Here is a 13,195-nt window from a genome sequence, read left to right on the forward strand (position 1 = left end):
GTGGACGGCTCCGCGAGTACCCTATGAAAGCCCTATGAGAGCCTTGTGAAAGAGCCCCGTCATGACTGCCGTCCATGCACTTAACGTGGTACAAAACAGCGTGTCTCGCCATCGCTTATGGCAAGACCTTCGAAGCCGACAGGGAGAGTTTTCGATGCCGTCTAACCGGGTCGATATCGCCATCGTGGGAGGTGGCTTGGTCGGCGCCAGCCTGGCATGTGCCTTGGCGCCGCTGATCGAGCGTCACGGGCTGCGCGTGGCGGTGATCGAGGCAGCGCCGCTGAACGCGACGCAGCCTACGACGTATCAGCCCAGCTTCGATGCCCGCGCCAGCGCCATCGCGCAAGGCTCGCGCCGGCATTTCGAGCGGCTCGGGGTATGGGCGTCAATGGCCGAGCGCGCCACGCCGATTCGCCAGATCCACGTCAGCGAACGCGGGCGTTTCGGGGCGACGCGGCTGACGGCCGACGAGTTCCACCTCGACGCCCTGGGCTACGTGATCCCCAACGCCTGGATGGGGCGTGTTCTGCATGCGGGCCTGGAATCGTTACCGTTGACCTGGCACTGCCCGGCGCGCGTCGACGACATCGCGCCCATCGCCGACGGCCACCGGCTGACGCTCAGCGATGGTGCCTGCCTCGAGGCCGGCTTGACGGTGCTCGCCGATGGCGGACGCTCGGGACTCAAGGAGCGTCTGGGCATTGATAGCCAAGCGCAGTCCTATGAACAGCACGCCTTGATCGCTAATGTCGAAATCGGACGTGACCACGCTGGCGTGGCCTATGAGCGTTTCTCGAGCCAGGGCCCGATGGCACTGCTGCCCTTGGCCGGACGCCGCATGGCGCTGGTCTGGACCCACGCCAAGGCGCCACGCGAGGAAACCCTAGGCTGGAGCGACGCCGAATGCCTGAGACGTTTGCAAAACGCCTTCGGCGACCGCCTGGGACGCTTTCGGCGCATCGGGCATCGTGACGCCTATCCGTTGTCGCTGATCACCGCCAACGAACCGGTGCGCCCGCATCTGGCGATCATGGGCAACGCGGCCCACTCGTTGCATCCGGTCGCCGGGCAAGGCTTCAATCTTGCCTTGCGCGGCGTCATGGATTTGGTCACGTCGCTGGAAGCCGGTCTGGCGCGTGGCCAGGCTATCGGTGGCGCGAGCCTGCTGGGCGACTTCGAGGCCCGCCGCGCTGCCGACCGGCGTAACGTCATCCGCTTCAGCGATGGTCTGATTCGCCTGTTCGGCATCGAGCATGCCGCGTTTTCCCACCTGCGTGCCGCAGGTCTGGTGGGGCTCAATATCGTGAGTCCGCTGCGACGTACCCTGGCGCGCCGCGCGATGGGGCTGGAGCGATGAAGGCCGACGAGGAAACCAGCATGGATGAGACAACACACGATGAAGTGATCGTCGTCGGCGGCGGCATGGTCGGTGCCGTGCTGGCGGCGCTGCTCGGCGAGGCCGGCATCTCGGTGACGGTACTCGACGCCCGCCCGACGCCACTGGCCAGCGACGATGTCGGCCGTGGCCTGCCTGCGCCCCGGGTCAGTGCCCTGACGCCGGTGTCGCAGCGCTTGCTGACGCATCTGGGGGCGTGGCCGTGGATGGCCGAGCGGCGCGTGTCGCCCTATCAGGGCATGCGCGTCTGGGATGGCGAAGGCAGTGGTGAAATCGCCTTCGAGGCGGCGGATATCGGGTTGCGTGAGCTGGGCCATATCGTCGAGAACGACGTCGTCCTGGCGGGGCTCGAAGCACGCCTCGCCGCCCTGCCGAGCGTGACCCAGCGGTACGGCGCGCGGGTCTCGGGGATCGAGCGTGAGGGCGAAGCGCAGACCTTGACCCTCGACGACGGCGACCGCTGGACGGCGCCGCTGGTGGTTGCCGCCGACGGTGCCCGCTCACCGCTGCGCCGCCTGGCAGGTATCGACGTCAGCGAGCGCGAGACTGGTCATGTGGCGCTGGTCACCACGCTGCGCTGCGAGCATGGCCATGGCGGTGTGGCGCGTCAGGTTTTCCTGCCCGACGGGCCACTGGCCTTCCTGCCGCTACGCGTCGAGGAAGATGACCGCCACTGCTCGATCGTCTGGTCGACACGCCCCGAGCATGCCGAGCGGCTGCTGGCGCTGGACCCGACGGCATTCGCCGAGGCCCTGAACGCCGCCATGGAAGGCCGGCTAGGCGAGATCGACGTGCTCGACGAGGTGCACCACTTCCCGCTGACCCAGCGCCATGCTCGCGAATACACCGCACCGGGCCTGGCTCTGATCGGCGACGCCGCACACAGCATTCACCCGCTGGCCGGCCAGGGCGTCAACCTCGGCTTTCTGGATGCGGCGGTGCTGGCGGAAGAAATCATCCACGCACGGCAGCGTGGCGTAGCGCTCGGCGACGCCCGCACGCTGGCGCGTTACGCCCGTCGTCGGCGTGGCGACAACGCCGCCATGTTGGCGCTAATGGACGGCTTCCGCCTGCTGTTCGGCACCCAACACCCCGCATTACGATTGATACGTAACGTCGGGCTCTCCAGTACAGACAAGCTCATGCCCCTCAAGCGCATCATGATTCGCCAAGCTGCCGGCGAACGCGGCGAGCTGCCCGCCGTGTGCCGCTAGGCACGATCTGATCGGTCCTGCAAAGGTGAGCAGCCAGTGGACCGGGACGGCGGCGGCGCTGGCCGATGGCGGCAGTTCCAACAATGGCGAATGGTACGTGTGACCTCCTCGGGATCGATCCCGGCGCCTTCGCGTTGAGCGCCATGAAATGGCCGGGATGTCATGTACACTGAGTCGATCCAAGAAAAAAGGTGCAGAATTACACATGAAATTCGACCGCAGAATCGTCTTGCCAAGTTTGATGGCCCTCCTTAGCAGTGGGGCAGTCTTTGCCCAGCCGTTGGAGCAGTTTCCGCGAGAGGTAGAACCACTACCCATCACTGAGGAATCGTACCCCTTCAATGGCGCTGCTCATCAGGTCGAGCCCATCGACCTGCCATCATTCAATTACACCGAAGAAGAGTTTCTGGTATCGGGGCAGGCTCAGGTTTATGACTGGGAGCCCAATGGTGACTATGAAGCCGTCCCGGTCGGTAAGAGCACTTACACCACTCGCATGGTCGTCCGCCGGCCCGAGAACATGGAGAACTTCAGCGGCCGCGTGGTGATGGAGGTCATCAACATGTCGGCTGATTACGATTGGACTGCCATGTGGGCGGCTCTTTGGGAGCGTGTGACGGCCAATGGTGATGTCTATGTGGGGATCACTGGCAAGCCGAACGTCATTCCCGGTCTAGTGGCCTTCGATGCCGATCGCTATGGTCGAATGGCCATGCCGAGCGCGAATCTCGAAAGCGATCGAAACTGCGAATTGCCGCAGGACGAGCTCGCCTACAAGGGGCTTTCCTCGGAGACGGAAAGTGGCGTGGCATGGGATATGTTTACTCAAATTGGCGGTCTGCTCAAAAGCGGCGATCCGAAGAACCCGTTGGGTGTTCCCGCCGAACGGGTATTCTTTACCGGCGAGTCCCAGAGCGGCAACTATGCGATCACTTACTACAAGTTCTTCCAGCCCGATGCCACGATAGAACAAAATGGCGGGAGCGTGCCGATATATGACGGTTTCCTGACGGAAGCGGCCACTACGCCGACAGGAGTGCCGATTCGGCAGTGCGCGACGCCGCTGCCTGCCGACGATCCGCAAAACCTGATTCCGGGTCGCAGTACACCCTTGGCCATGATCAACTCGCAATGGGACTTCTTTCCGGCGCGGGGTGGTCAACGGAAGCCTGACGCCAATACGGCCGACGACCGGAGCGTGACTTGGGAGCTTGCCGGTGCCAATCATGGCTGGCGCTTCCAGTATCTGTACGGCGACGCTGATCATGACGACCTCCGCAAGGCTGGGCTTCTCTCGCCCGATGCAGAGTGGAGCGCATGGAGTTGTAGTCCAGCCAATCCGGAAGTGCCGCTCTATATGGCCGAGAAAGCGCTCTACGAGCACTTGGTCGATTGGGTGGAAGATGGAAAGGCTCCACCCTCGGCTGATCCCATCGAATTGACCTCAGAGGGGCAGGTCGCCTTCGATCAGAACAACACCGCGCAAGGTGGTCTACGCCTGCCCATGGTGGAAGTGCCCGTGGCCTCTTTTGGTGAGGGCCGTGCTACGCTGTCGGAAGGGTGCCCAGAAATCGAGCCCTTCGGCACTGAGAAGCTGAAACGACTCTACGGGACACGTGAGGCCTATCTTGAGGCCTATCGCCAGGCAGCGTGGAAGCTGGTTCAGGAAGGCTTCTTGCTCAGCGAGGATGTCGACGCGCTGATGGCGACCGCCAAGGAAGTGCCTTTCGAGTAGCGCGGGCGTTTTGCCTTTCGATCACGGCCGCCAAGGTGGCCGTGATCGTTGAGGGCATCGTGCCCCGGAACTGGCGAAGTTCTGGGAACGTGCTCGAAGACGTTTAGCGTAGATGCTCTCTCCTCACCGTTCACGACTAACGTAGGCGCCGGATATCGAAGGCGGGTTCCTCCGCTCGGTCATTACAGCACCTGCGAAGGCCGAGCCGCCATGTGCATCCAGGCTTTGTGCTTCTAGACTGATATGTGACATTCGCTTTGGGAGTTCTCTGCATGCGACTCGACGGTTCCTGCCATTGCGGCGCGGTGCGTTTCAGTGTCGATTCCCCGCACCCCTATCCCTATCAGCGCTGTTACTGCTCCATCTGCCGCAAGACCGCTGGCGGTGGTGGCTACGCTATCAACTTGAGTGGTCGCGCCGAGACGCTCGACGTGCAGGGGCGTGAGCACATCAACGTCTACCGCGCTGTCATCGATGGCGAGACCAGCACCGGCGAGCGCCGCTTCTGCCGGCACTGCGCCAGTGCGCTGTGGGTCTTCGATCCCCAATGGCCGAGTCTGGTGCATCCGTTTGCCTCCGCCATCGACACGCCCCTGCCCATTCCGCCCGAGCGCGTTCACTTGATGCTCGATAGCAAAGCTAACTGGGTCGAGGTCGACGCCCGGGAAAACGACCAATGCTTTGCCGTGTATCCGCAAGAAAGCCTTGCCGAATGGCACCAACGGTTGGGGTTGGAAGAGGATAGCGAGCCCTCCACTTAGACAACGGATCAGGTACCCATGGAGGTGAGTTCATGACGAAACGAAATCTTCAGGGCGTCACACTCGAGTGCGTGCAGGGGGATATTGCGCGCCAGCCGGATATGGACGCCATCGTGAACGCGGCCAATGCGGAGTTGCGGATTGGCGGCGGCGTGGCGGGTGCGATTCATCGGGGCGCCGGGCCGGAACTGGAGCGGGAATGCCAGCCGCTGGCGCCTATTCAGCCGGGGCAAGCGGTGATCACCGGCGCTCATAACTTACCCAATCGCTCGGTGGTGCATTGCCTGGGCCCGGTGTACGGAGTGGACGAGCCCGCCGAGCCACTGCTGGCGGCCTGTTACCGCAACGCGCTCGAACTGGCCGAGCAAAACGAGCTTGGCTCCATCGCCTTCCCGGCGATCTCGACCGGTGCCTTCGGGTATCCGCTGGAAGCCGCGACGCAGGTAGCGTTCAAGACGGTGCTGGAGATGCTGCCCCAGTTATCCTCGGTTAAGCATATCCGCTTCGTGCTGTTCCAGGAGGCGGGCGCCCGAGTCCATGAAGAGGTTCTTGAGCGCTTGCTCGATTGAAAAGAACCATTAATTGAGACCCTGCCATTTTCGGGCGCCGGACGGTCCCGCTTTCGGTGCCCCTGCCTTTCTCTCTCCGACCACACCCCAAGACACACCCGCTTGAAACCTGGGTCATGGCGGGCAATTCGTCTTTGGTAGCTGCCGCTTCCCCAGGAATCGGTGGTGTTTTTCTATACAATAATTTACATTATGTACAATGTTTGTACATGGCAAGAGCTGCCGGGCGCTAGGCGTTCTCGGTGCATATGCCTCCTTGGAATCGCAAGAAAGGAATAATATTTTGAAAACTCTTTTCTCATGGCTACGGGGAACGACGATTCGGGCCCGGATGACGGCCGGCTTTGCCAGTGTTCTGTTGCTGATGGTCATTCTGACCGCCGAAGGGGTGCGCGAGGTCAACCTGATCGACCACAGCATGAAAGTCATCAACGACGTCAACAGTGTCAAACAGCAGCATGCGGTCGATTTCCGAGGCAGCGTACACGATCGCGCCATCGCCGTGCGCGATGCGGTACTGGTCGACGACGAGGCCGACCTGGCACCGATCCTTGCGGACATTCAGCGCCTCGAAGGCGACTACCGCGAGGCTGCGACCGGCATGCGGGAGATCTTCTCGGAGAGCAATGTCACCGCCGAAGAGCGTAACGCCCTGGCCGCTATCCAGGAGATTCAGGCCACGACCATGCCGCTGATCGAGGAAGTGCTCGAGCGGCGACAGGCAGGCGATATCGCGGGGGCCGAGCAGTTGCTGCTCGACGAAGCGGCGCCGGCCTTCAGCACCTGGCTCGACGACATCAACACCTTCATCACCCTGCAAGAGGAGCTCAACGCCGCCGAAACCGGCTTTGCGCGCAATATCGCCGAGAATTTCCAGATCACCATGGTGTTGCTGTGCCTGGGGGCCCTGGTAATCGGGGGGCTGGTGGCTACGTTGTTGACCAGGCTGCTGTTGCGCGAGTTCGGCGCGGAGCCCTACGAGGTCAAGGCCTTCGCCGAGGCGGTGGGCAATGGCGATCTGACCCGTCAGGTGTCGCTGAAACGGCAGTATCGCAACAGCATCATGGCTGCTCAGGTATCGATGGCGGAAAAGCTGAAAACAACAGTGTTGGAAGTGCGCGGTTCGGCCGAATCGGTGGCCACCAATAGCGAACAGATCGCCGAGGGTAACAACGAGTTGGCTTCCCGCACTGAGCAGCAAGCGAGCTCTCTGGCCGAGACCGCCTCCGCCATGGAAGAACTGGGAAGCACCGTTCAGCAAAACGCCGACAACGCCGTGGAAGCACGCAAGCAGGCCGCCAACGCCTCGCAAATCGCCGAGGAGGGTGGTGAGGTCGTCACGCAGGTGGTGCAGACCATGCACGACATCGATGCCAGCTCCAATGAAGTGGCCGATATCATTTCGATGATCGATGGTATCGCCTTCCAGACCAACATCCTGGCGCTCAATGCCTCCGTCGAGGCGGCACGTGCCGGTGAGCATGGCCGTGGCTTTGCCGTAGTCGCCCAGGAAGTGCGCGAGCTGGCCAGTCGCTCTGCGTCATCGGCCAAGGAAATCCATGCCTTGATCACCGCCAATCGCAAGCGTGTTGAGCAGGGGACGGAACTGGCCACTCAAGCCGGCAAGACCACCGAAGACGTGGTGACGTCCGTCAAGCGCGTGACCGAGCTGATGGAAGAAATCAGCAACGCGACCGCCGAACAGCGTGATGGAGTGCAGCAGGCCGGCGAAGCCGTCACCCAGATGGATCAGGTCACTCAGCAGAACGCGACCCTGGTCGAGCAAAGCGCCAGCGCCTCCAACAATCTCAAGGCGCGTGCGCACAAGCTGATGGAGCTGATGTCGGCTTTCGAGCTCGGCGCGGCCTCTTCACAGAACGCACGGTATGCGGCGGAGCGGCCCCGAGCCGCCACTGGCAGCGCGCAGCAGCAGGCGTCGACATCCGCGCCCGCACCGCGTCTGACGAGCACTCGTCACACTGCACGGCAGACCACCAAGGAAGAAGAGTGGGAGGCGTTCTGACCCCCGGCTGAATACCTCAATGGCCGTTCGCCGCGAATGGCATACCAGACGACCGCCACCGGCGGTCGTCTGGCATCGAGGCTCACTTCTCCCTCTGCGTTGCACCGATCATCGCTGTCCCACCCAAGACACACCCGCTTGAAACCCGGATAATGGCGGGCAATTCGCCCCCTGGGCGCACCCGACACCAACCCGGTTCGTGTACATGGAAATCAAGGTCAACTTTCTCGAAAACCTGCGGCTGGCGGCCAAGTTCGACGACTTCACCGTCGAGACCGACCAGCCCATTCGCTACAAGGGCGACGGCTCGGCACCGAGTCCGTTCGACTACTTCCTGGCCTCCTCGGCGTTGTGTGCGGCCTATTTCGTGCGCTTGTACTGCAACGCGCGGGACATCCCCACCGAGAATATCCGGCTGTCGCAGAACAACATCGTCGACCCGGAGAACCGCTACAACCAGATCTTCAAGATCCAGGTGGAGCTGCCGGAGGACCTTTCCGAGAAAGACCGCACCGGCATCCTGCGCGCGGCGGAGCGCTGCAGTGTCAAGCGCGTGATCCAGAACGCGCCCGAATTCCAGATCGAGACGGTCGAGAACATCGACGAGGACGCCCAGGCGCTGTTGATGGGCACGAATGCCAAGGACGACGACGCAGGCGACGAAACCTGGATCGAGGGCAAAGACCTGCCGCTGGAGCGTACCATCGCCAATATGACCCGGATCCTCGAGGATTTGGGCATGAAGATCGAGATCGCCTCGTGGCGCAATATCGTGCCCAACGTCTGGTCGCTGCATCTGCGCGACGCGGCCTCGCCGATGTGTTTCACCAACGGCAAGGGCGCGACCAAGGAAGCGGCGCTGTGCTCGGCGCTGGGCGAGTTCATCGAGCGCCTCTCCTGCAACTTCTTCTACAACGATCAGTTCTTCGGCGAGGAGATCGCCGATAGTGCCTTCGTCCACTATCCCAGCGAGCGCTGGTTCCCGCTGGAAGACGACGACGCCCTGCCCGCCGGGCTGCTCGACGCACACTGCCGGGCGATCTTCGACCCGGACGGCGAGCTGCGCGGTTCGCACCTGATCGACACCAACTCCGGGCGCACGGATTGCGGCATCGTCGCGTTGCCGTTCAAGCGCCGCTCCGATGGCGAGACGGTGTACTTCCCCTCCAACCTGATCGAGAACCTCTACCTCAGCAACGGCATGAGTGCCGGCAACACGCTCGCCGAGGCCGAGGTGCAGTGCCTGTCCGAGATCTTCGAGCGCGCGGTGAAGAAGGAGATCATCGAGCAAGAGATCGTCCTGCCGGACGTGCCGGAGGAGGTGCTGGCCAAGTACCCCGGCATTCAGGAAGGCATCGCCGCACTGGAGGCCCAGGGCTTCCCGGTGCTGGTCAAGGACGCCTCGCTCGGCGGCCGCTACCCGGTGATGTGCGTGACCCTGATGAACCCGCGCACCGGCGGTGTGTTCGCCTCCTTCGGTGCGCACCCGAGCTTCCAGGTCGCGCTGGAACGCAGCCTCACCGAGCTGCTCCAGGGGCGCAGCTTCGAGGGCCTAAACGACCTGCCGCAGCCGACCTTCAGCTCGCTGGCCGTTTCCGAGCCCAATAACTTCGTCGAGCACTTCATCGACTCCTCCGGGGTGATCTCCTGGCGCTTCTTTAGCGACCGCGCGAATCTCGACTTCCACGAATGGGACTTCGCCGGCACCACCGCGGAAGAAGCCGAGCGCCTCTACGGACTGCTCGCCGACCAGGGCCTGGAAGCCTACGTGATGGAGCACGAGGACCTGGGCGCGCCGGTGTGCCGCATCCTGGTGCCGGGCTATTCCGAGGTATACCCGGTCGAGGATCTGGTGTGGGACAACACCAACATGGCGCTGGACTACCGCGCGGACATTCTCAATCTGCACACACTCGAGGATGAGCGCCTCGCCGACCTGCTCGAGCGCCTGGAAGAAAGCCAGCTCGACGATCACATCAAGGTCGGCACGCTGATCGGCATTGAGTTCGACGACAACACCGTGTGGAGCGAGCTGACCATCCTCGAGCTCAAGCTGCTGATCGAGCTCGCCCTGGGCGAGTACGAAGCCGCGCTGGAGCACGTCCAGATGTTCCTGCAGTTCAACGACAATACCGTGCAGCGCGGCCTGTTCCATCAGGCTATGCAAGCGGTGCTGGAGATCGCCCTGGACGACGACCTCGACTTCAACGACTACCACCGCAACCTCACGCGGATGTTCGGCGAAGAGACCATGCGCCAGGTGATCGGCGCGGTGAACGACGAGGTACGCTTCCCCGGGCTGACGCCCACCAGCATGGGGATGGAAGGCATCGACCGCCACCAGCGCCTGATCGAAAGCTACCGGAAGCTGCACGCCGCGCGCGCCGCCGGGGCCGGCATCGCCACCTCGTAAACCGCCCCTCCCCACCCTCTCCGTCACCGCCACTCACGGCGCGCCCCGGCGGAGAGGGCATTTTTCCCCTTCATGCGTTAATACCAGCCCCCACCTCTACGACCAACCGCCGTTTTGCATCTATCACCACTCTTGAATACTCTGATTCACTAAAGTTCCTTTGAGAGTCATATAAAAGAGCGACAACGGCATAACGCTGGGACTACCGCATGGGATGGCAAGGGCGCATCACGGCTTGCAGGGTAGGGGCGGTAGCGTGCCCAGGCCCGTGACCTGCTGCTTTTCCCCTCCACACGCTGGCTCCGATAAAACGCGCGAAGTCTACATAGATTGCTGAGTTGCTTTTTAATTTATTTAAAATAAATGGCTTAGGTGAGGGGGGACGAGCTAGATAAGATTTATTGAACGCGTGGGCGTGTTCAAGTGATAAAACGAGCGCGCGGTCTAATAGCTTTTATGTTTCACTGAGTATCTATGAGTAAACGAGACGATTTCACCGAAACAACCAAAAGGGTTATGGCTGAGCGAGCCGCTTGGCGATGCAGTTTTCCTGGTTGTGGAAAAATAACAATTGGCCCAAGAATGGGACAGGGAGAAGAAAGGAAGTCTTTAAATTTAGGTGAGGCAGCTCATATCGTTGCCGCCGCAAAAAATGGCCCTAGATCTGACAAAAATGCTACACCTGAGTTCAGGCGATCCATTGATAATGGGATCTGGATGTGTAGAGCCCATGCAAGGTTTGTAGATACAGATCATAAAGAATATTCGGTTGAAACTTTAAAATTGTGGAAAATCCAAGCCGAAGAGCAAGCTTACAAAAGTCTAAAGCTACAAGGTAATTATAATTTTGAAGATAGAAGAACACTTATTGCGATTGGCCTTGATTTGTTGCTGTATGGTGTATGGTCGTCAGTTAAAGGTAATGAGTGGGAGTTCATGGTTGAAAGATACTTAGAAGGCTCGAGCAAAGAATTAAAACATTATTCAGATGGCTTTGGTTCTATAGAGATGAATCAAAGGTTTATATCGGTAGAGTCTCAAGGTGATGCGAGAATAATTAAATCACCTATTGAAATTTGTTATTCCTCTGACGGTTCTGAGTTATTTAGAGTCAAAATTGAAGATAAAGTTATTGCCAAGAAGCCTTCCGGTGTTGGAAGTACTATTAAGTTAGGTGATGATGGCGATCTAGATTTATCAGGTGGTGGAATCACACGGATTTCTGGTGTTGAAGCAGCTATTCAGTCGATAGCGACTTCTGCTGGTACCTTGTACGGCGAGTGTTTTTTCGATAAAACAGCAGGTTCATTCGTTAGTGAAATCTTTCATAAGTATAAAGATGATATTTATCTGTTAGAATCTATGATGAAGCTTGAGATGATAAGGTTGTCACTTGTTCCGAGGATTTCATCTGACAATAAAAACGTTACGCCTCCGCTTAGTTTCATAAAGGAAATAGTGTCGGTGAACATCCCGTCGGTTGTTTTGGTTGATTCTCGACTATCAATGAAGTTGGAGCTGGTGTTGGGAGATGAAACCGAGTGGGTTGGCAATGTTAAAGTTTTTGTGCTGCAAACATAACAAGTTGCTGCACTCGGAAAAGTTACTCGCTACGCTCCCAATTTTCCGGTGAGTAAAGCGTTAACAGAGGAGGAGTCGCTATCAGAACGATTATAGGCTCAATGGTAGTATCTGTTGCCCTTATTACAGCAGGATTGTGTGCCAGCTGGTATTTGACTGTTAGCAGGAGCTTAGACCTTGATGATGCGGAGCTCGTCTCCTCCATTGTTGCGATTGCCGCTAGTGTTGGCGCTTTAGTCTCTGCAACCTTTGTGATCTTCAGCTATTTGCAAACGAATCGTGCATTCATAGAGGCGCAAAGACCGCAGTTGCTGATTCTTTTGGAAAATAAATATGAAAATGTAACCAATCTTCCGGTAAGCTTTATCCGTTATAACAATATCACCCACAACAAGTTTGACGATCTAACAATAATAGTAGAAGTTACGGTAGATGGTGCGAAATATTCGCTGGGCCATCTGTTCCGTTCGGGGATGACAATGATTGGTCAAGATCGTAGGCAACGGAGCTTTAAACCCTATGATGAGCTAGCTAATGTTGGTTTGGAGATGCCAGCGCACGAGAGTCTGGGAAGTAGGATAGAGCTTGACATCACCTATGAGTATACATTCTATCGTAAGCTCGACAGGGTACACGCCCAAAAGTATGAATGGAACGGTAACAGCAAGCGTTGGGAAATCTGTTAACAAGTCGCACCGCGCGGACGCACTTCAGTGCGCCGGTGCGCTTTAGCGTTAGCCACTCAGTTCGTGTAAAAACCAAGGAATGTCTAAATGTTAGAAGTTGAATCAAATGGCAGCTTTAAGTATCCAGATCATTTTCCACCAGAAAGCTTTTGGATTCAGCCAGGAACGGTTAATGATGGACTGGATAGATTCACTGAATTAGTCTACGCACGTAGTGGTGAGAAAGAAATTGATGAATGTATGAAAGAATATCGCGGCTTATTAGCTAAATTTATGAATTTTTCTCAGTTTGGACACCACGGCACATGGGTGATTCCTCAGCAACAAGTGCGTCCACCTTTAACAAGTGAGCAACGAGGGCTTAAACCCGACTATATAGTTGGGGGGAAAGGGTCTGATGGATATAAATGGTTTGTTGTTGAGCTAAAAGGAGCCGACCAAAATATATTTACTGAAAGAAATGGCAATGTCGTTTTTAGTAATGCGGTAAACGATGGTATATGTCAGCTATTAAATTATGTGGATTATTGCTCATCAGCTCAAGGCTATATGCGTGATACTTTGCGTCTGAATGATTTTCGGGAGCCTGAAGGGTGTCTTATCGTTGGTCGCGAGAGTGAGCTATTAGAAGATAAAAGAAAACAGAGCCTTAAGGCGGCCTGGAATAGATTGAGCGGTGGGCGCTTACAAATCAGAACCTATGATGCATTTATTCGTTCGACAGAAAGTTCATGGTCAGCAGATAAAGTGGCAGGCAAGTCGCTGCAACCGACAATGAAATTCCCCCCGGTTAGCGGTTCGTTAGACATTGGATAAA

At 58.4% G+C, this 13,195-nt stretch carries 10 protein-coding genes; all 10 read left to right on the forward strand.

The window, feature by feature from the left end; all coding sequences use genetic code 11:
• Window positions 1-154 precede the first annotated feature (154 nt).
• The 10 genes from ubiH to LUN51_RS05090 all read left to right on the forward strand — a co-directional run bounded on the left by ubiH (window position 155) and on the right by LUN51_RS05090 (window position 13,194).
• Complete coding sequence (ubiH, locus tag LUN51_RS05045) at window positions 155-1,357, forward strand: 2-octaprenyl-6-methoxyphenyl hydroxylase (RefSeq protein ID WP_246923172.1); 1,203 nt, start codon at window positions 155-157, stop codon at window positions 1,355-1,357.
• A gap of 20 nt (window positions 1,358-1,377) precedes the next feature.
• Window positions 1,378-2,610, forward strand: coding sequence for a UbiH/UbiF/VisC/COQ6 family ubiquinone biosynthesis hydroxylase (locus tag LUN51_RS05050; protein WP_277810388.1), 1,233 nt, complete (start codon window positions 1,378-1,380; stop codon window positions 2,608-2,610).
• Between the two features lie 205 nt (window positions 2,611-2,815).
• On the forward strand, window positions 2,816-4,345 hold the full coding sequence (locus LUN51_RS05055; RefSeq protein ID WP_277810389.1) for an alpha/beta hydrolase domain-containing protein: 1,530 nt from the start codon (window positions 2,816-2,818) through the stop codon (window positions 4,343-4,345).
• Window positions 4,346-4,617: 272 nt separating this feature from the next.
• A complete protein-coding gene (locus LUN51_RS05060; RefSeq protein ID WP_277810390.1) occupies window positions 4,618-5,106 on the forward strand; it encodes a GFA family protein in 489 nt (162 codons plus the stop codon).
• 32 nt (window positions 5,107-5,138) lie between these two features.
• Window positions 5,139-5,675 (forward strand): macro domain-containing protein, encoded by a 537-nt coding sequence (locus LUN51_RS05065; RefSeq protein WP_277810391.1) that lies wholly within the window; start codon window positions 5,139-5,141, stop codon window positions 5,673-5,675.
• Window positions 5,676-5,958: 283 nt separating this feature from the next.
• A complete protein-coding gene (locus tag LUN51_RS05070) occupies window positions 5,959-7,698 on the forward strand; it encodes a methyl-accepting chemotaxis protein (RefSeq protein ID WP_277810392.1) in 1,740 nt (579 codons plus the stop codon).
• Window positions 7,699-7,903: 205 nt separating this feature from the next.
• The gene (locus LUN51_RS05075) at window positions 7,904-10,111 is read left to right on the forward strand and encodes an OsmC domain/YcaO domain-containing protein (RefSeq protein WP_277810541.1); all 2,208 of its coding nucleotides are present in this window, start codon (window positions 7,904-7,906) and stop codon (window positions 10,109-10,111) included.
• A 474-nt stretch (window positions 10,112-10,585) separates the two neighbouring features.
• Window positions 10,586-11,692, forward strand: coding sequence for a hypothetical protein (locus tag LUN51_RS05080; protein ID WP_277810393.1), 1,107 nt, complete (start codon window positions 10,586-10,588; stop codon window positions 11,690-11,692).
• A 101-nt stretch (window positions 11,693-11,793) separates the two neighbouring features.
• On the forward strand, window positions 11,794-12,378 hold the full coding sequence (locus tag LUN51_RS05085) for a hypothetical protein (protein WP_277810394.1): 585 nt from the start codon (window positions 11,794-11,796) through the stop codon (window positions 12,376-12,378).
• An 87-nt stretch (window positions 12,379-12,465) separates the two neighbouring features.
• Entirely contained in the window at window positions 12,466-13,194 is a 729-nt protein-coding gene (locus LUN51_RS05090) for a Shedu anti-phage system protein SduA domain-containing protein (RefSeq protein WP_277810395.1), read from the forward strand.
• Window position 13,195: the final 1 nt, after the last annotated feature.

The organism is Chromohalobacter canadensis (genome assembly GCF_029544075.1).
GTDB classification, from domain to species: Bacteria; Pseudomonadota; Gammaproteobacteria; order Pseudomonadales; family Halomonadaceae; genus Chromohalobacter; species Chromohalobacter canadensis_A.